This is a genomic window from Serratia sp. 1D1416, from assembly GCF_003641105.1.
Taxonomy (GTDB): Bacteria; Pseudomonadota; Gammaproteobacteria; order Enterobacterales; family Enterobacteriaceae; genus Serratia; species Serratia ficaria.
Window position 1 is genome coordinate 2,042,945 of sequence record NZ_CP032738.1, and the last position, 21,126, is coordinate 2,064,070.

The window sequence follows — 21,126 nt, forward strand, 5'->3', positions numbered from 1 at the left end:
AACGCTGCGGCTTGAAAGATGAAGGGTATTTAATCGTCGCCGTTGAGTCCGGCCCTGTTCAATAAGAATTGAGACAGCAGCGCGACCGGGCGACCGGTGGCGCCTTTGGCCTTGCCGGAGCGCCAGGCGGTGCCGGCGATGTCCAGGTGCGCCCAGCTGTACTTGCGGGTGAAACGCGACAGGAAGCAGGCTGCGGTGATAGCCCCGCCCGGACGGCCGCCGATGTTCGCCATATCGGCGAAGTTGGAGTCCAGCTGCTCGTAGTACTCGTCGGCCATCGGCAGGCGCCACGCGCGGTCGCCGGCCTGCTCGGAGGCGCCGATCAGCTCGTGCGCCAGCGGGTTGTGGTTCGACATCAGGCCGGTGATGTGGTGGCCCAGGGCGATCACGCAGGCGCCGGTCAGGGTGGCGATGTCGATCACCAGCTCCGGATCGAAGCGCTCGACGTAGGTCAGGGTGTCGCACAGCACCAGGCGGCCTTCGGCGTCGGTGTTCAGCACCTCGACGGTCTGGCCGGACATGGTGGTCAGCACGTCGCCCGGGCGATAGGCGCGGCCGCCCGGCATGTTTTCACAGCCGGCCAGCACGCCGATCACGTTCAGCGGCAGGTTCAGTTCCGCCACCACGCGCATCACGCCGTACACCGTCGCGGCGCCGCACATGTCGTACTTCATCTCGTCCATGCCTTCGGCCGGCTTGATCGAGATGCCGCCGGAATCGAAGGTCAGGCCTTTACCCACCAGCACGATCGGCTTAGCGTCCGGGTTCGGGTTGCCCTTATATTCCATCACTGACATCAATGATTCGTTCTGCGAACCTGCGCCAACCGCCAGGTAGGCGTTCATCCCCAGCTCTTTCATCTGCTGTTCGCCGATGACGCGGGTGGTGATGTTGGTGCTGAAGGCATCCGCCAGCTGGCGCGCCTGCGAGGCCAGGTAACCGGCGTTGCAGATGTTCGGCGGCATGTTGCCGAGATCTTTGGCCGCCTTGATGCCGGAAGCCACCGCCAGGCCGTGCTGGATGGCGCGTTCGCCGCTGGTGAGCTCGCGGCGGGTCGGCACGTTGAACACCATTTTGCGCAGCGGGCGGCGCGGCTCGACCTTGTTGCTTTTCAGCTGATCGAAGGTGTAGAGCGTCTCTTTGGCGGTTTCCACCGCCTGACGCACCTTCCAGTAGGTGTTGCGGCCTTTCACGTGCAGCTCGGTGAGGAAGCAGACCGCTTCCATGGAGCCGGTGTCGTTGAGGGTATTGATGGTTTTCTGAATCACCTGTTTGTACTGGCGTTCATCGAGCTCGCGCTCTTTGCCACAGCCGATCAACAGGATGCGCTCGGAGAGAATGTTAGGCACATGGTGCAGCAGTAACGTCTGCCCGACTTTGCCTTCCAGTTCGCCACGGCGCAGCAATGCGCTGATATAACCATCACTGATTTTGTCGAGTTGTTCTGCGATAGGTGACAGGCGGCGCGGCTCGAAAACACCGACTACAATACAGGCGCTGCGCTGTTTTTCCGGGCTACCGCTTTTTACACTGAACTCCATGCACTCTCCTGAATCTTAAAGACAAAGGCGGAAGCTACGGCTAGAATGACCAACTCCGTAACGATCTCCCGCCATTTGAGTTAACCAACTATGTTAACCTGAACGGCGTAAATTGCTCTGTTTTGGCGACTATAAGCAAGTTCCTATAGGACACCCAAACGCTAGATGTTGTAATACTATTTTAGCTGTGAAGGTTGCCATATGATGAGAATAAATGGCGGATTAGCGATGAAACTATCGATTTTCCTGCAAAAAGACAAGTTTTCACAGGCGTAATAAGCGTGATCATCATAAGATATCTGGTACGGGAAACGCTAAAGAGCCAAATCGCCATCCTGTTCATCCTGCTTCTGATCTTCTTTTGTCAGAATCTGGTCAGGGTGTTAGGCGACGCGGTGGACGGCGATGTCCCGACAAACTTAGTACTTTCTCTGCTCGCATTGGGTGTGCCGAAGATGGCGCAGCTAATCCTGCCTTTAAGCCTGTTTCTCGGCTTGTTGATGACGCTTGGGCGGTTGTATACCGAAAGCGAAATCACCGTTATGCACGCCTGCGGGCTGGGCAAACGCACCCTGATTATCGCCGCCATGATACTGGCGCTGCTCACCTCCGCGGTCGCCGCGGTGAACGTGTTTTGGGCCGGGCCGATGGCCTCGCGCTACCAGGATGTGGTGGTGAGCGAAGCGAAGGCCAACCCGAGCATCGCCGGGCTGGCGGAAGGGCAGTTCAAGCCTTCGCAGGACGGCAACGCGGTGCTGTTCATCGGCAACGTGAAGGGCAGCACCTTCAATGACGTGTTCCTGGCGCAGCTGCGGCCGAACGGCAACCAGCGCCCTTCGGTGGTGGTGGCCGAGCACGGCAACATCATTCAGCAGAAAGACGGCTCGCAGGTGGTGACGCTCGACAAGGGCACCCGCTTCGAGGGCACCGCGCTGCTGCGCGACTTCCGCATTACCGACTTCAAAGACTACAAGGCGGTGGTGGGCCACCGCACGGTGGCGGTGGACAACTCCGAGGCCGAGCAGATGTCGATGCAGACGCTGTGGGCATCCGAGGATCCGGACGCCCGCGCCGAGTTCCACTGGCGCCTGACGCTGGTGCTTTCGGTGGTGCTGATGGCGCTGCTGGTGGTGCCGCTCAGCGTGGTGAACCCGCGCCAGGGCCGCGTGCTGAGCATGCTGCCGGCCATCCTGCTGTATTTGATTTTCTTCCTGCTGCAGACCTCGCTGCGCTCCAACGCCGGCAAGGGCAAGCTGGACCCGATGATCTGGCTGTGGACGGTTAACGCCGTTTACTTCGTCATCGCGCTGGCGCTGAACCTGTGGGATACCGTGCCGATGCGCAAGCTGCGCGCACGCCTGAGAGGAGCGGCCTGATGTTTGGCGTACTGGACCGTTATATCGGCAAAACGATTTTCAACACCATCATCATGACGCTGTTCATGCTGGTGTCGTTGTCCGGCATCATCAAGTTCGTTGACCAGCTGCGCAAGGTGGGCCAGGGCGATTACTCCGCACTGGGCGCCGGCATGTTTACCCTGCTGAGCGTGCCGAAAGACATCGAGACCTTCTTCCCGATGGCGGCGCTGCTGGGCGCGCTGCTCGGCCTGGGCCAGTTGGCGACGCGCAGCGAACTGGTGGTGATGCAGGCCTCCGGCTTTACCCGCATGCAGATCGCCGGCTCGGTGATGAAAACCGCCATTCCGCTGGTGTTGCTGACCATGGCGATCGGCGAGTGGGTGGCGCCGCAGGGCGACCAGATGGCGCGCAACTACCGCGCGCAGCAGATGTACGGCGGTTCGCTGCTTTCCACCAAGAGCGGGCTGTGGGCGAAGGACGGCAACGACTTCATCTACATCGAGCGCGTCTCCGGCGAGAAAGAGCTTTCCGGCGTGAACATCTACCACTTCAACGACCAGCGCAGGCTGGAGACGGTGCGCTACGCCGCCACCGCCAGCTTTGAAGACGGGGTGTGGAAGCTTTCGCAGGTGGATACCTCCGACCTGACCAACGAAAAACAGGTGACCGGCACCCAGACGCTGACCGGCGAATGGAAAACCAACCTGACCCCGGACAAGCTGGGCGTGGTGGCGCTGGATCCGACCTCGCTTTCCATCAGCGGGCTGCACAACTACGTGAAGTACCTGAAGCAGAGCGGCCAGGAAGCCAACCGCTACCAGCTGAACATGTGGAGCAAAATCTTCTCGCCGCTTTCCGTGGCGGTGATGATGCTGATGGCGCTGTCGTTCATCTTCGGCCCGCTGCGCAGCGTGCCGATGGGCATCCGCGTGGTGACCGGCATCAGCTTCGGCTTCCTGTTCTACGTGCTGGACCAGATCTTCGGCCCGCTGAGCCTGGTGTACAACATGCCGCCGGTGCTGGGCGCGCTGCTGCCGAGCATGCTGTTCCTGCTGATCAGCGTATATATGCTGCTGAAACGCCGGTAACGGGGCAGCAGGGCATGGTTGAAAGGCGCGGCCGTTGGGCTGCGCCTTTTTCGTTTGGTGCGCGCAGCGCGGGCTGAGGGGCGAATTTGGGGCCGGCGGCGATATTGGGCAAAGCGCCCGACGCGGCCCGGTCGGCGCTTTTTTCAACACTTAACTCATTGAACAACGGATAAGTGTTGCGCACGGATCGCTGGAAGGTATAATGCACCCGTTTTCCGCATACTACTTCAGTGCCGAAGTGGCGAAATCGGTAGACGCAGTTGATTCAAAATCAACCGTAGAGATACGTGCCGGTTCGAGTCCGGCCTTCGGCACCATTAGTACAGCGCGAACAAGAAGCCACCGAAAGGTGGTTTTTTTGTGCCTGGAATCTGCCCGCCGCCTCTACTTGCCCACTTTACTCTGTATTGACGCATTTCCCATTTCAGTAAAAAACGGATCTTCCTGATGTTTTCCTAAGGCCTATCTGATTGACCTTAAAGGCTAAAATGACGTTTCATTGAACTCTTTCGGATCAAGGAGTTCCAGGATGGAGCCACAACAGGAAGGAATCACGCGGGCGTTAACGCCGGGCGAAGTCAATCCGGCACGCTCGGTGTTTGGCAGCACCATTTTCTATCAGAGTGTGTTGGTTCACTGCGACAGCTACTTGCCGTTTGGGCTACAGAATCAGTACACGGCGATGAGCCCGAATGGGGAGTTGTACTTTCGCAGAGCTTTATACCGACCTGATTTTACGGTGCATCATTTGGCACAGCACCTTTTTATCCACGAGATGGCACATGTGTGGCAGCATCAAAGAGGCATGTGGGTGCGTACCCGTGGGCTTCTCAGTTGGGCGGTGAGCTATCAATATCGGCTCGATCGGTTGCTGTTGCGTGAGTATAGTATGGAACAGCAAGCATCGATAATTGCAGACTATTTCTATCTTAAGAAGTTTGGCGTTAGCGATTTTATCGGTTTATACGGTAGGAATTACTCAGGGATAGTAGACAGAAGTACATTGTCAAAATTTCAACCCATAATCAGAAGCGCAGGGCTGCCACTATGAAAAAATTCCTCTTGCTCTTTATTCCTCTTTTTATCTCTGGATGCCCTATGGGGGATAAAGTCAATTTACGCCCGGCAAAAGCAACGGCTGTCGGCAGCAAGATCTGCGTTTTTGTCGATAAGAATGACATGGAAAGAGAGGAGTCCATTCTCAAGGTAGCCATATGGAAGTATGGCAACGATGATTATGTCTATGAAAAATCATATGCAAACACGCCCGTCGCGTTGGAACCGGGGAAGTGTGTTCCCGGCATTGGTGAGTATGACTTTATCGCTGGTGAAGGATACAGTGTTATTGTCAGTACGCCTTTGCATCCTTACGAAGCAAGGTTTATCGTGTGGAAACGGGGTGAGGAGGTTATGTTGGAGCCGTATTAGGTTTTAATGTGACAATGTTAATTATTAGCTAGGTAAGGTGTTATTTGACCCAAAAGCTATTTTATAGTGAAGATATTTGGCATCATAGGATAAAGATAACCTGCGACAACTAGTGCTCAACCATAATTTATTAGCCTTGGCTCAAAATCCCGTTTCATTCAGAAACAGAATGCCGGCATTATATTCACTCCCTCGAGCGGAGATGGGGGGATTTCGATGCGCCGAAGAACAGGTTGTCTTTGCCGTGAAGCTGGCTTAACTGGGCAAGTCCGTGCCGAAAGTCTGTCGCAATTTGAGCATTCCGTTGCCATGTTTTATACCTGGCGCAAGAAGTTTGGCAGGATTTTGCATTCAAAACTGAAGAACATGTGGCAGCTCGAAGAGGAAAATCTTCGCCTGACTAAGGCGGTTGTAGATCAGGGCCTCGACAAGACCATCATGCTGCAGGACGCTCTGGCAAAAAAGGGCTGACGTTAGTAGGTCTGTTCGAGTGGGGCAAGGGCCTACATACCTGCTACGAGCTAGTGAAAAACAGGTATGTTTTGTGCTGCTAATTAACCGTATTTCGTTCCGGTACCGCTTCGTTGCTGCATCTGCCGGTTGCCAGAATAAGCAACTAACTTGAAGCTCATTATAACTGGATCATATTCGGGATCAGTGTCCTGCGCTTTTGATGTTGAACACGTTATGGGGTGACTGCAGGTGCATTTATATTAAGGGGAAGAAGAGATGAGAAAAAGCTGGACTATTAAGGAAGATTGTAAGCTGCTTACCTTGGTACGTCAGCACTTTTCCGCGTTGGTCAGCCAAAACCGGCTGAATGCCACAATGCCATTTAGCCAGCAGCTTCACGATGCATTTGACTCACCTGATCGCGATGCCGCAGCATTGTTGTATCGACTCGAACAGGCAAAAATCCTGGGATTTGCCAGCCGTCCTGGAGGCGATCCCACTAAACAGCTGTTTCGCTGTCTGATAAACAATGATTTGGCGCTATACGATTACAGCCTCACCTTTCCCACTCTCAGAAAAGCATTGCATCCAGATACCGTTGCAGCAGCACTAAACCACTTCACGAATAGCAATCCACACGAACCACTGTCCAATACTATCAATGAAATTGCAAAAGCCTTGCATCTTTCCTCCATGCAGATAGAAAAGCTTCTGATCGACAGCGGCCAAATAACCATCAATAGTTACCGTGAGTGTGAGCGTGTTGGAGAGATAACTATCAATAATAATCTGCAAGATCTCATCTCCAGGCAAATTCCTGACATAACGCTGGTTGAAGATATTAACGCTTGCCGCGCCCAAGTCTCTCAACTTTACCACGTGCATGAACGTGATGGCGCTGAGGTCATCTTCAGTTCTGATGGCACAGGATTCGGCAAAAGTTATGGCGTAATTCAAGGGTATGTCGAATATCTGGAGTGTTTCGCCAAAAACCAAAAGTCAGATGATCTGTTTCCCGAAGGTGGCTTTACCAACCTGCTGTTCATGTCGCCGCAAAAATCACAAATCGACCTGGATAGCAGCCAGAAAGACAAAATTCTGGCTTCTGGCGGCGAATTTATTTGCGTTCTCTCTCGTAAGGATATTGCCGATCTCGACTTTATGGACTGGGCCACGGGCCTGAAAAATCGCGACCGCTATATTCAGTGGTACGAAGGGGCGAAAGGTAGCAAATATATTGGCAGCGCAATGCGTTCACTCAATTACCATGTCTCACAAATTGATCGCTGTGAAGAGCAGTTAAAAAAGCTGACAACATACGGTTCTCAGGATACCAACTACGAAAGAGAAATTCTTGAAGAGCAGCTAAAAAACTGTCGTCATAGTATCCGCAATACGATTGAGTCAGCCTGTAAATTACTATTTGGACCAGATAGTGAAAAAGCTTCTATTAAAGAGTACATTCGTCGCGGGATCCAGGCGCGCCAAGAGCGAATGCAAAACGCGGAGACAGCACGAAAACCAAGCAAGTCTGAACTAAGCGTACACGAAGTCTACTTCGAGCTTATCAAACAGGTATTGCCTTTCGAAGTTTGCCAGTACCGCCCGTCGGTGCTATTAATGACCACGAATAAGTTCGACACATCAACTTACCGACTGGCGCCTCGTCAGCGAGGTGAAGGCGTGCGTTTTGAGTCCGTAGGTTTCGACTTGCTGATTGGCGGCAAGCTGACTCCCAAAGATCCACAGATCAGCACCGTTGCGGCAGCTGGCCATACCGGGCAGGTTGCCTATCTTCGTGATGAACACTTCAGACGTAATCCAGACTGCCCTTTTCGCCAGAAAAATATTCGCTTTACGGTAATCATTGATGAACTACATGAAGCCTACACTCGCCTTGAAGAAACATGCCATGTAAAGCTAATCACACAGGAAAATAATCTGGCGCATGTTATCTCTGTCGCGGGACGTATTTACAATGCGGTACTCAGCCTGGAGCGCCGGAAAAAGCCCAAAGAAGCGCAAACGACCTTTGAGCAAGAGATGGTCAAATTCATCACCATCCTTCGAGACCTACTGGCGAAAAAGTGCGAGTTATCACCCGGTACGACGCTGGGCTCGATCCTGGAGATGTTTCGCGACCAGTTAGGAGCATTCGAAGTTAACGGCGACGCCGCCGAACGCATCATTTCCATTACCCGGAATGTGTTCAGCTTTAACCCCAAAATGTACGTTAATGAAGAGGGGCTGAAACGCATTCGTATGCGCAACAGCGAAGGCGACATAACGCGCACCGAGCTGTATTACGAAGTCGAAAATGATGCCAGCGACACTAATCCCACCCTGCACGATCTGTTCCAATTGGTCTCCGTCATCCTCGCCGCCTGTTCTGATATCACTAACCGACACTTTAAGCGCTGGGTAAAAAATGGTGGCCAGGATAACTCCAGCAGCCAGAATACACCTTTGGGCCAATTTGTTGACGCAGCCAATAATGTAGCTGGAGTGGTGCGACATATCTTCGATCGCACCACCGATAAAAACTTGTTGATTGATCATTTCTACACTTATCTGCAACCCAAAACCGTATTCACGATGACGCCGATAGTTGAACTCAATTACGTGAACAGTGGAGCCGAGCGTACAATTATTCTGGCGTTCGAGATGGATCTGGTACAAGAGTTGCCTGAAGCCATGCTGCTACGTTTATTAACGGGCACGCACAATAAAGTGATTGGACTTAGCGCCACCAGTGGTTTTAGCCACACCAAAAACGGTAACTTCAATCGTCACTTCCTGGAGCGCTATAGCCGTGACCTTGGCTATCGAGTCATTGAACGTAAAAAAACAGATATCGATACGCTTAGAGCACTACGTGCGTTGAGAGCCAGTATCCGCAACGTCGACTTTAGAGTGTTTGATGATAAGCAGCTAAAATTGACCGATATCTACCAAAATTGTGAGATCTATCGCAGGACGTATGACAACTTTTTCGACGCGCTGAAGAAACAGCTGGAGTACGACCTGAAAAATACCTATAAACGGCGTCAGTACCAGCGGGAACTGGAAGCGTTATTGCTTGCCGCCTACGAGGGTAAAAACAGCCTGATTTTGTCCCTTTCAGGGACATTTAAGCGGGCCTTTATCAGCGCCTGGCGCACTCATCAATCAGCCTGGCGTCAGCAGTACGGTATGCACTCCCGGTGCGATGATAAAACGGATAACGATAAGAAACATGACCAGATCCTGACCTTTACCCCATTCAAAGGGCGTCACACCGTCCATTTGGTTTTTTTCGATTCACCACTGGCTAATGTCGAAGATATTAGGCAAGAAACCTATCTCCAGAACAGCAATACCGTACTGGTATTTATGAGCAGCTACAAAAGTGCAGGCACCGGCCTCAACTACTTTGTTAAATACCATGACGGCGATATTAATGATATCAATGCACCACGTCTGGATGTCGATTTTGAGCGCTTAGTGCTCATCAACTCCTCATTTTACAGCGAAGTAAAGGACAACAGCGGCAACCTCAATACATTACCTAACTACGTTACCGTGCTTAAACACTACGCTGATGACGATATTACCGTCCACAAGCTGGCCGATTTCAACGTTAATTTCGCCCACGGCGAAAACTATCGACTGTTAATGGCCGAACATGATATGAGCTTATTCAAAGTCGTCGTGCAGGCCGTAGGGCGAGTCGAGCGTCGCGACACTCTATTGAAAACAGAAATCTTTTTACCCCGCGATGTGTTCCGTAATGTTGCATTCCAGTTTGCCGCTCTCAGTGAAGATAGCGGTAACGAGGTAGTATCAGAAAGCATGTCCTTGCTTAACCACCGCCTCATGGAGGAGTGCGAAAAGCTGAGTCAGAGCCAGTCATTTAGTGATGCAGAACAGCGGTATGCGTTTGAACAGGCTATCCTAGAAAATGGTCGCCGCATTGATGCTGTTCATAAGCGAGTCCTGAAAACCGACTGGATAAATCAGGTACGCGCCGGCAACCTTAAATATCTCGAATTGTGTAATTTATTCCGCGATTCTGACTCCTTTGCCGATCCCTTGCGTTGGCTGGAAAAACTTCAGGCTAATTCCTTGTATGCCGCCAATCGGCAAATGCAATCTATCCACCACGCCCTGTTTATCGACCGCCATCAGGGCAACCAAACTATTTTACTTTGCCACAAACGCGGCCCGGATGGACTTGTCCACAGAGATTATTCCGCCCTGTCGGATTTCACTGGCGGCGCAAGAGAGTACCGGCCTGAGCTCACCCTCTTTCCGCAGTATAGAAACGATGTCGATTTTACCCCCGGCAACCTTGTCGGCGAGTTGATTCGTGAATGTGACAACATCCAGGAAACAGCATTCAAAAAATGGGTACCCAACCCCAGGCTAGTTCCGTTGCTCAAAGGCAATGTCGGTGAATATCTCTTCGATAAAGTGCTAAAAAGTTATGGCGTTACCCCACTTTCTGATCAACAGGTGTTTGAACGCCTTGAACCGCTAGTATATGAGTTTTTTGACCGCTTTCTTGAAGTGGGTAACGACCTGCTCTGCATCGACGTTAAACGCTGGGCGACGCAGTTGGACGATTTAACGCGGGCAGAAGAAACGCTTGAGAAAAGCAACAACAAGATTCGCCAGATCTGTAATATCACCAGCCAAAAGGCAGATACAGAGGGGCAGAAACAGCTTCAGGCTGTGCTGGCAGGCCGTTACGAACGCATTCGATTTGTCTATCTGAACGTCGCCTACAGCCAGAACCCCAATAATCTGATGTGGCAAGATAACGTGGATCACACGATCCACTACCTTAACCTGTTGCAAACCGACTACCAGTACTATCAGCCCAAAAATCGAGAAAGCGGACGAGCTCAGGAAAACTCGAAACTGAGCATGACATTGGACATTAACCCAATGTTACTAACCCTGCTGGGTGTAGAAAAGTTGCCGACTAAAGGAAAAGTCTCATGATCCCTAATCTGAATGAACTGACGGATACTCCGATTGCCCGAACCAATTTGATCAAGCTTGAAGAAGATCAGCTGACGACCATCCAGCGTCTATTGGCCCCTATATCTAATATCTATACGATAGACTTTATGGTTCAGCGCTTTACTAAAGAGCGAAAAGAAAAATCCGCTGATTACTATGCGCGAATTCATCAGCAGGTAAAATCTTGCGTGCGGCAGAAGCTTGGGCTGGAGGCAGGGCAGGAGGTAAAATATGAGCTGCATTGCTTACCAAATTACCATCACGTCTTTTTTTTCCTGGCGCCTGCAACTAACCCGAACAGTCAGGCTCATAGGACGTTGGCAGAACGTATTGAAACGCTTTGTCAGCAACTCACCGCTGAAAATCATGACCTATCTCGCCTGATTCAGGGATTATTTAGCCTGCATTTGAAAATGGTAATGCTGGAAAAAGCCAGTGAGCGCTTTTCGGTATCGCCGACTTACTTCAACTCAACGCTTTACCTTAACGCTCGCCTGAGTCAGCCCGTCACACAAAAAAAAGGCACCGGGGTGATGGAAGCCTTTGAGCTCGACATTTATGCTTCAGAATATAACGAACTCGCTTTTACCCTGCACAAACGAAAATTCCTGGTCGAACCGGCGGATGAGATGCACCTATCCCTGGACGATACCAGCGTGTGGTTTAACATCGATAATCGTCGGCTTAAAGCTCGGCGCAAACTTGATGCCCGTGAAAGCAAACTGGACTTTTTTCGTGAGCGCAGCGGCTATGGTGAATGCCAAGCCTATACCTATAACGTGGTCATGAATGCTGCCTGCGAGCGGCTCAGTGAACTAGAGATCCCCCATCAACCTATCCCATTTCAGGCCACCCACGAGGTCAATCAGTTCGCTACCGACCTCGATCAACAGCTGGCTAATACGCTGTTGGTGGTTAATAACGGCGTCGAATTCAGCGCCACGCAAGAAGCTTATTTCTTTGACGCATTAGCCAACCAGTTCCCCGGGTATAAACTCTGGCCGCTGGCATCGCTTAAACATTCTCAGCAAACCGGATTTGCTGGGCTGCCTGCCAATACATCTATTCTTGTACTCAATGCGGTAGATGAAGAACGAAGCAACAGCATCCGGCAGCAAGATAATGAATCTGTTGAGTACAATGATTTCTATGCAGCCTTTGCCGACGTCCGAAAACAACCTGAACTCAACTGGGATATTTACACCCAGCTTAAGCTAGACCGTTTGCAAGGGTGGCTAAATCAACAACCTCTACCTGTGGTTTTACAGGGTATGAATATTGATCGAAAGTTGTTGGATTCGATTGATTTTATTAATGAACAATTGGTAAGCAACCCTGCGCAATACGAAATCGATCTTACGAAACCTCACAGTCGTCTCAAGTCAGCAGTTACCTTATTAAAAAGTAAGGTACGCCGAACAAAAACCGAGCTATGGTTCAAAGAGAGCTTACTCAATCAACATAACATACCACTGCCAGAATTGGCGGATGGGCACTATACCGCCTATGCAGTACGCAAAACAAAAAGCTATCTCTCCCTGCTTGGATATGTTGAGCTAAAAATAGAGCGCGGCCAACTTAGGGTGGTTGATACCGGGATCGCTGAAGGTGAATTCGAGTATCTATCTGTTGAACATCCATATCTGGGACGACTAAAGAAATTATTCGATAAAAGCTTCTATCTCTACGACCACACAGCAGATATGCTGCTTACCACCTATAACAGCTCCCGCGTGCCACGCCTGATTGGCCCGGCGCAATTTAATATCGTCGATTCATATGCTTATCAGGAACGAGAAAAAACGCTGGCGGAGCGTCAAGGTGATAAATTTAACGGGTATACCATCACCCGCTCAGCAAAATTGGAGCAAAACGTACTGCCTTATCTGATATCACCGGGCCGCTCGAAATACGACCCGTTGACCAAAACTCAAAAGATGAAGCATCACCATATTTACCTGCAACCGCATGAGAATGGAGTGTTTGTTCTGGTAAGCGATGCTCAGCCTACAAATCCTACTATTGCACGGCCTAACCTGGTAGAAAATCTGCTGATATGGGATGCCCAAGGTAAGGCCGTAGATGTATTTAACCACCCGTTAACTGGTGCTTACCTCAATAGCTTCACCCTGGATATGCTCAGGAGCGGCGAAAGTAGTAAGAGTTCGATTTTTGCCAAGCTTTCCCGATTGATGGTTGAGAACTAACACGGTCTATAACCATCGTCCCTTAATCACGAACTCTCCTCCACCGACTCAGTGTGGGGGAGTTGACCAAGCTCACTTTTTAACTATCGTTGTTTGAAATTTATGCGCGATTTCTGCGCATTACATTCCATTTTATACCCCCGGACGCCGCCCTTCATGTTATCTTTGAAGCCCTCTTTTTTATCGCAGTGTGCAGCGACATATCGCTCGGGATAGTGTTATCACCACTGCCTCATACAGACAGAAAAACCGATGAATAAGCAAAATTATGCACCTGGAATGCGGGTGGTTATTCGTGATGCAGAGTGGCGCATTCGCCGGGCGGATGACAGCGGAGATGGTGGTTACCTGCTGACCTGTGATGGCATTTCGGAGCTGGTACGCGGTAAAGAAGGGCTGTTTCTGACAAAGCTGGAGCAAAAAGTCGAGATTCTCGATCCAGCAAAAACAAAACTGGTTGAAGATGAATCAGCCAATTACCAGGCGTCTCAGTTGTACATAGAGAGCCAACTACGCCAACGCGTACCGACTGACAGCAAAGTCCATTTTGGACATCAGGCTGCGATGGATTCAATGCCATTTCAGCTCGATCCCACGCGCATGGCACTGGCGCAACCGCGCCAGCGGATATTAATTGCTGATGCGGTAGGGCTGGGTAAAACGCTTGAAGCCGGTATCCTGGTTTCAGAGCTGATTCGCCGTGGACGTGGCAAACGCGTTCTGGTGCTGGCGGTTAAATCCATGCTTACGCAATTCCAGAAAGAGTTCTGGAGCCGTTTTGCTATTCCGTTGACGCGGCTTGACTCAGCTGGTTTACAAAAGGTGCGTAACCGCATCCCAACCAACCACAACCCGTTCCATTATTTCGATAAGACCATTATCTCCATCGATACCCTGAAACAGGACATCGAATATCGCCATCACCTGGAAAACGCCTGGTGGGATATTATTGTTATCGATGAAGCGCATAATGTCGCTGAACGTGGGACCAGCTCTTTGCGCAGCAAACTGGCAAAATTGCTCGCCGGGCGCAGCGATACGCTGATTATGCTTTCAGCTACGCCGCATGACGGTAAGGCTGAAAGTTTTGCCAGCCTGATGAACATGCTCGACCCGACGGCCATTGCCAATCCGAAAGAGTATGAATACGCCGATTTTGCCGATAAAAATCTGGTTGTGCGTCGCTTCAAAAAAGACGTAAAAGATCAGATGGCTGGCGAGTTTCCGGAACGTAATATCGTCAAATTGATGCGCCCGGCAACCGGAGCTGAAGAGGAAGCCTACCGCCGATTGGTTGAGAGTCAGTTCCGTGACGATGATGATGAAGACTCGCGGTCAAATAAAGGCCGCCTGTTCAAAATTACGCTCGAAAAAGCGTTGTTCTCCAGTCCAATGGCATGTGCCAGCGTGGTGGCTAACCGCCTGAAGCGGCTTGAGAACCGCAAAGAAATAAACAGTCAGAGCCAGATTAACGAATTAGAGTCACTGCTGCTGGCGCTCAATAATATTGATGCCAGCCAGTTCAGCAAGTATCAGTTGTTGCTGGAGACCATCCGTAACGATCTCCGCTGGAAAGCGAATAACACGGAAGATCGTCTGGTGATCTTTACCGAGAGTATCAAAACGCTCGAGTTCCTTGAGCAGCAACTGCGCTCCGATCTCAAGCTGAAAGACGATCAAATTGCCACGTTGCGAGGCGATCAGGGCGATACAGTTCTGATGGAAAGCGTCGAAGCGTTTGGCAAAACCCAGTCTCCGCTACGCCTGCTCATCTGCTCGGATGTGGCGTCTGAAGGTATCAACCTGCACCACCTCAGCCATAAAATGATTCACTTCGATATTCCGTGGTCGCTGATGGTATTCCAGCAGCGTAACGGACGTATTGACCGCTACGGGCAAAAACACCAGCCACAGATCCGTTACTTGCTGACTGAAGCCAGTGAACCGCAGATCAACGGTGATATGCGCGTGCTGGAAGTGCTGATCAATAAAGACGAACAGGCGCAGAAGAATATCGGTGACAGCTCCGAATTTACCAGCAAATTTACGCAGGAAGAGGAAGAAGAGCAGGTTGCTGAATTCATGATGCAGGACGATGGTGCCAGCCTGTTCGATGATCTGTTGAATAGCAATGTCACTGAAAATACTGAACACGACCTGTTTGGCGAAATCTGCAGCGCAGTGTCTAACGATGCCTCAGCCGTGACCGAAAGCGACATTAGCCTGTTTGATAATGAGCAGGCATACTGCGAAAAAGCGTTGGGCTATCTGAAGGCCAGCGGCCAGACGGTACAATACGATACCTTACCTGATAACACCTTATCGCTGGTCGCACCGGAGGAGTTACGCCGTCGCTTTAACCAATTACCGCCGGAAATCGCGCCGGAAAACTGGCAGCTTTATCTAAGCCAGGACAAAACCGTTATTACGGAAGCCATTTCGCGTGCGCGCGGTGAGCAACATGCCTGGCCCGATGTGCAGTATCTCTGGCAAATTAACCCGGTCGTGCAGTGGCTAGACGACAAAATTCAGTCCGCCTTTGGTCGCCACCAGGCTTCGGTGATGCGCCTGTCGCACCTGTTTGAGCCTGATGAAGATCACTTCATCCTTTCCGGGCTGTTCCCGAACCGTAAGTCGCACCCGATGGTGAACCCGTGGCTGGTGGTGAGCTTTAACCGCGAAGCGTTAAGCGGTAGCCTGCCTTTTGCTGAGTTCCTGAAACGATATCCGCAACTGAGTAGCAAGCTGACGAACAGCGGCGGGAAGGATCGTAACCACCAACGCCAGCAGGATCTACTGGAAGCGGCGATCGTCCATGCACGGGATGTCTTTGTTCACGATCGAAATGCTTTTGAGGGGCATATCAATCAGCAGCTCAGTGAACATCTGCAAAAGCTGGACGTTCTGCGTGGGCGTCAGTTGAGTCAACTGGAACTGGATTTTGCCGATAATAAACAGCAGCTTTCAGTGAAACAGAGCCGCAAAGAACAACGTCAGCGCGAAATCGAACACAATTTTGACAGCTATATCCAATGGATTGAGGACACCATGACCACCGAAAAAGAGCCCTACATTCAGGTTATTGCTGTAATCACCGGAGCGGAGGGTTAATCATGGCGCTGGTCGGTATTAATAACGAAAACGAATTTTACTCCAACCACTATCTGGGCGAAGTCTTTACCAGCGACATCCGCGATGTACTGGAACCCTGGATTAACCAGGAAAATGCCGCTCGTGCAGCTGAACGCGCTGCCCGTGAACAGGGCAAAGAGGTTGAGGCGGGCTACCGCGCGCCGTGGAACCAGCTTAACAGCCTGGCGACAGAGTTTTTCCGTAGACTCACTGAACATGAAAAACAGCGCCGGATCCCACAGCGTCTTGCCGATCAGCGCAGTCGCTGGCAGCCGCTGTTAAAGGCATTGGGTTATGAACTCAATCCGCACATTCAGTTGCTGGATGACGATACGCTTTTGCCGGTACTGGCTCGTTACAACAGCACCGACGGTAGTCCGTGGCTGTGGATTGTTGAAGCACATGACCAGGAAGAAGGAACGCTGGATCCGCTGGCGCTGTCGCTGCTGACCGCGCAGTTCCCGGCAGATACCGATAAACATAAGCGCGACAGCCTGCGTAAAAAAGCCAACGGTGAATATCGCAGCTGGCAGGATCTGCTCTCCACGGTTGTCTTCACACAAAATGAACCGCCGCGTTTTGTGCTGCTGCTTGGCAACCGCCAGCTGTTATTGCTGGATCGTACTAAGTGGGCGCAAAACCGTCTGCTGCGTTTTGATTTTGAAGAAATTTTAAGTCGTCGCGAGATAGATACCCTGAAAGCGACGTCGGTGTTGCTACACAAAGATTCGCTGTTGCCAGGCAGCGGTGCGCCGTACCTCGATTCGCTGGATGACAATTCGCACAAGCATGCGTTTGGCGTGTCGGAAGATCTGAAATATGCCCTGCGTGAGAGCATTGAGCTGTTGGGTAATGAAGCGATGCGTTATCTCATCGACAACGAGCTGGTTTATTATACCGGGAAACGTGCTATTAACCCGGATGAGTTGAGCCGCGAATGCCTGCGGTATATGTATCGTCTGTTGTTCCTGTTCTATATCGAAGCGCGCCCGGAACTGGGCTATGCGCCGATGACCGCCAAAACCTATCTACAGGGCTACAGCCTGGAAACGCTGCGCGATCTGGAGATGATCCCGCTGACCAGCGAAGAAGATCGCAATGGGCGCTACTTCCACGATAGCCTGAATATGCTGTTCAAACTGGTGCGTGACGGCTACAGCGGCGGCGTGAAAATGCAGAGCGACATGGAGAGCGGCGACCGGATCACTATTCACAGCCATCAGTTCAGCGTGCCGCGTCTGGAAAGCCATCTTTTTGAAGCGAATAACACCCGTATTCTTAACCGTATGGTGTTCCGCAACGAAACCCTGCAACAAATTATTCAGGCGATGTCGTTAAGCCGCCCGGGTAAAGGACGTTTTAATCGCCGGGGGCGTATCTCCTATCGCCAATTGGGTATCAACCAGTTAGGTGCAGTGTATGAAGCGCTGCTCTCTTACCGAGGATTCTTTGCCAGTGATGACCTCTACGAGGTGAAAAAAGCCGGAGAAGAGTTTAACGAACTGGAAACGGGCTACTTCGTCAGCAAAGGCGAGATCGGCAAATACCACGACGACGAGAAGGTTTACGAAAAAGACGGCAGCCTGCGTATTCACCGTAAAGGCAGCTTTATCTATCGGATGGCCGGGCGTGACCGCGAAAAATCTGCCTCTTACTACACCCCGGAAGTGCTGACCCGCTCGTTAGTCAAGTATGCCCTGAAAGAGCTGTTTAAAGAGCAGATTGATCCGGTTACCGATCCGCACGCCAAAGCCGATGCCATCTTAACCCTTACCGTGTGCGAACCGGCGATGGGCAGCGCGGCGTTCCTTAACGAAGCCATCAACCAGCTGGCGGAAGCTTACCTGTTCCACAAACAGCAGGCGGAAGGGCGCCGCATTCCTCAGGATCGTTACACCCAGGAACTGCAACGGGTGAAGATGTACATTGCTGACAACAACGTATTCGGCGTGGACTTAAACCCGGTGGCGGTGGAGCTGGCGGAAGTGTCGCTGTGGCTGAACGCCATCAGCGGCGATGCATTTGTACCGTGGTTTGGCTACCAGCTGCACTGTGGCAACTCGTTGGTGGGCGCACGCCGTCAGGTGTTCAACAAGAGCGAGCTGACCTACAAAAAAGCGAAAGATCCGAGCTGGCTTAACAGCGAACCGGCCGAGCTGGCGATGAATATTCCACGCGAAGAGAAGCAGATTTTCCACTTCCTGCTGCCGGATAGCGGTATGGCCAACTACAGCGACAAAACCGTTAAGCAGCGCTATCCGGATGATTTCAGAGCACTGGACAGCTGGCGCAAAGAGTTTACCAAAAGCTTTGCACCGAATGAGATTGTCGATGTGCAGCGCATCAGCGGCAAAGTGGAAGCGCTCTGGAACACGTTTCGTCAGCAACTGAAAGCCGAGCGCCAGAAAACCGCCGACAATTACCCGGTATGGCCTGCGGAAAATACGGCTCATGTTCGCTCTTCTTTAAGCAGCAAAGATGAAACCTTCAGCAGCCGCCTCGAAGATAACAGTACCTATCTGAAACTGCGCTGGGTGATGGACTACTGGTGCGCGCTGTGGTTCTGGCCGATCGACAAAGCGGATGAACTGCCGGATCGCGGTATGTGGCTGATGGAGATGGAGACTCTGCTCGACGGTATTGTCGTCACGGAAAGAGTGATAGAAAGTACAGAACAGGCTACCGGCGATCTGTTTGCCGACGAGGGCATGGTGCGTGAAGAGTCTTCGCTGTTTTCCGGCGCTGGCCGTCTGAAAACCGAGGTGTTGTTCCGTCATTTGCCGCGTCTGGCGATTGTTGATGCGCTGAAGAAGCAGCACCGTTTCTTCCATTGGGATCTGGAATTCAGCGATCTGTTTGCCGAGCGCGGCGGCTTTGACCTGATGCTCGGAAACCCGCCGTGGCTGAAGGTCGAATGGCAGGAAGCTGGCGTACTGGGCGACTATGAGCCGGAATTTGTTCTAGGTCGATTGAGTGCTTCGAAGCTGGCGACATTGCGTCATGAAACCTTCAATCGAATTCCGTTGCTCGAAAATGCCTGGCGCAACGAGTATGAGGGTTGCGAAGGGATGCAAAACTTCCTGAATGCGCAGCAGAATTACCCTGTACTACGCGGTGTGCAGACTAACCTGTATAAATGCTTCCTGCCGCAGGCATGGCGCTTAGGGGCGCAGAAAGGCGTGGCAGGTTTCCTGCACCCGGAGGGTATTTATGACGATCCTAAAGGTGGGCAGCTGCGTGCGTCGGTGTATCCTAGGTTGAGGGCGCATTTTCAGTTTCATAATGAATTGAGCCTTTTTGCTGAAGTTCACCATGCAACTATGTTCAGTATCAATGTCTATGGACCGCAGAATACGACGCCGTCCTTTATTAACATGTCAAATGTTTACGCAGTAAGCGCTATCGATGCCTCGTTTGAACACAACAACGCAGGTCCTGTTCCTGGTATCAAAGATGAGCAGGAAATTGAAGGAAAAATCAAAGTTTCCTGGAATACCTCAGGCCACCATTCACGGCTAATTCATATTGGTTTGAAGGAACTCTCTTTATTTGCTCGTCTGTATGACAGCGAAGGAACGCCAGCATGGCAGGCGCGTCTGCCTGCTTTGCACGCAGAACAACTTGTTGCTGTACTGGAAAAGTTTGCTAATCAGCCGAAGAGATTGGGTGATTTACAGGGGCAATATTTATCCCTGGAAATGTGGCATGAAACAAACCAGCAGAAAGACGGCACTATTGAACGTAAGACGCAGTTCCCTGAGGATGCATCACAATGGGTATTGTCTGGCCCGCACTTCTTTGTTGGGACGCCGTTCTACAAGACTCCACGCGAAAATTGTACGTTAAACAGCGATTATGACTGCCTGGACCTGCTAACTTTGCCCGACGATTACCTGCCGCGCACTAACTATATTCCGGCATGTGATGCGCAGGAGTATGCCAAACGTACTCCACGCGTTACATGGACTGAACCGGGTGAAGATGAACCGAGAAAGGTGACGGATTATTATCGTTTTGTGAATCGTGAAATGATAGGGCCATCTTCGGAGAGAACGTTGATTTCAACAATTGTTCCACCGGGTGTAAGTCACATTAATACTTGCCTGGGCTCAGCATTTAACAATACTCAAACATTGCTCGATTATTTTTCAATGACGCTTTCTGTACCGTTGGATTATCGGGTTAAAAGTACTGGTATGGGGCATGCCAATACCTCTCTTATTAACCAACTGCCAGTACTTACAAATGATGCTTATCGTACGGCACTGCATAGTCGAGCACTGTGTCTCGTATCGCTTGTGAGCAGTTATACCGATCTCTGGCAATCCTGCTACAACCCGAACTTCAACACCCTGCGCTGGAGCCGCAATCTCCTGCAACTTCCACAAGATTTCTTCGCTAATCTGACCCCAGAGTGGCAGCGTAACTGCGCTTTACGCTCCGACTACAGTCGCCGTCAGGCGCTGGTGGAAATCGACGTGCTGGTGGCACAGGCACTGGGTTTAACCCTCGAAGAACTGCTGACTATATATCGCGTTCAGTTCCCGGTGATGCGCCAGTACGAAGCCGATACCTGGTACGATCAAAACGGCCGCATTATCTTTACCCCAAGCAAAGGCCTGGTGGGCGTTGGCCTGCCGCGTACTGCGCGTAAAGCGGACCTGAAAAACGGTTTTGTCTTTGATGTCGACAGCCCTGAATGGACCGACGGCGATTGCACTGATCAAGCCATCGGCTGGGATGATGTCAAGCATCTGCAAACCGGCACTGTCAGCGTCACTTTTGATGACTATACCCGCAGCGACGAAGGCGAGCGCCGAACCGTCGTCTGGCAGGCACCTTTTATCAAACCTGACCGTGAAGACGACTATAAAGTCGCCTGGTCATTCTTTTCTGAACATATCAATTAACG

10 protein-coding genes and 1 tRNA gene are annotated in these 21,126 nt (G+C 51.4%); 10 read left to right on the forward strand and 1 reads right to left on the reverse strand.

Annotation, left to right across the window (positions count from 1 at the left end):
* Nucleotides 1-29 precede the first annotated feature (29 nt).
* Nucleotides 30-1,541: a leucyl aminopeptidase gene (gene pepA, locus D7I37_RS09710; RefSeq protein WP_061800569.1), complete on the reverse strand. Its 1,512-nt coding sequence runs from the start codon at nt 1,539-1,541 to the stop codon at nt 30-32.
* Between the two features lie 281 nt (nt 1,542-1,822).
* Between pepA and lptF the strand changes: the two genes are divergently transcribed.
* The 10 genes from lptF to D7I37_RS09760 all read left to right on the forward strand — a co-directional run bounded on the left by lptF (nt 1,823) and on the right by D7I37_RS09760 (nt 21,124).
* A complete protein-coding gene (gene lptF, locus D7I37_RS09715) occupies nt 1,823-2,917 on the forward strand; it encodes an LPS export ABC transporter permease LptF (protein WP_061800568.1) in 1,095 nt (364 codons plus the stop codon).
* Entirely contained in the window at nt 2,917-3,987 is a 1,071-nt protein-coding gene (gene lptG / locus D7I37_RS09720) for an LPS export ABC transporter permease LptG (RefSeq protein WP_095095541.1), read from the forward strand. The genes lptF and lptG overlap by 1 nt, the downstream gene beginning before the upstream one ends.
* 232 nt (nt 3,988-4,219) lie before the next feature.
* Nucleotides 4,220-4,304, forward strand: a tRNA-Leu gene (locus tag D7I37_RS09725).
* A 212-nt stretch (nt 4,305-4,516) separates the two neighbouring features.
* The gene (locus D7I37_RS09730) at nt 4,517-5,038 is read left to right on the forward strand and encodes a type IV secretion protein Rhs (RefSeq protein WP_129543611.1); all 522 of its coding nucleotides are present in this window, start codon (nt 4,517-4,519) and stop codon (nt 5,036-5,038) included.
* On the forward strand, nt 5,035-5,415 hold the full coding sequence (locus tag D7I37_RS09735; protein WP_129543612.1) for a putative T6SS immunity periplasmic lipoprotein: 381 nt from the start codon (nt 5,035-5,037) through the stop codon (nt 5,413-5,415). Before D7I37_RS09730 ends, D7I37_RS09735 begins: the two co-directional genes overlap by 4 nt.
* Nucleotides 5,416-5,631: 216 nt before the next feature.
* Nucleotides 5,632-5,886, forward strand: a complete 255-nt coding sequence (locus D7I37_RS09740; RefSeq protein WP_129543613.1) for a hypothetical protein — start codon at nt 5,632-5,634, stop codon at nt 5,884-5,886.
* A gap of 258 nt (nt 5,887-6,144) precedes the next feature.
* The gene (locus D7I37_RS09745) at nt 6,145-10,854 is read left to right on the forward strand and encodes a hypothetical protein (protein WP_129543614.1); all 4,710 of its coding nucleotides are present in this window, start codon (nt 6,145-6,147) and stop codon (nt 10,852-10,854) included.
* The gene (locus D7I37_RS27010; protein ID WP_165283092.1) at nt 10,851-13,082 is read left to right on the forward strand and encodes a hypothetical protein; all 2,232 of its coding nucleotides are present in this window, start codon (nt 10,851-10,853) and stop codon (nt 13,080-13,082) included. Before D7I37_RS09745 ends, D7I37_RS27010 begins: the two co-directional genes overlap by 4 nt.
* 252 nt (nt 13,083-13,334) lie before the next feature.
* Entirely contained in the window at nt 13,335-16,193 is a 2,859-nt protein-coding gene (locus tag D7I37_RS09755) for a DEAD/DEAH box helicase (RefSeq protein ID WP_129543615.1), read from the forward strand.
* Nucleotides 16,194-16,195: 2 nt separating this feature from the next.
* On the forward strand, nt 16,196-21,124 hold the full coding sequence (locus D7I37_RS09760; protein ID WP_129543616.1) for a class I SAM-dependent DNA methyltransferase: 4,929 nt from the start codon (nt 16,196-16,198) through the stop codon (nt 21,122-21,124).
* Nucleotides 21,125-21,126: the final 2 nt, after the last annotated feature.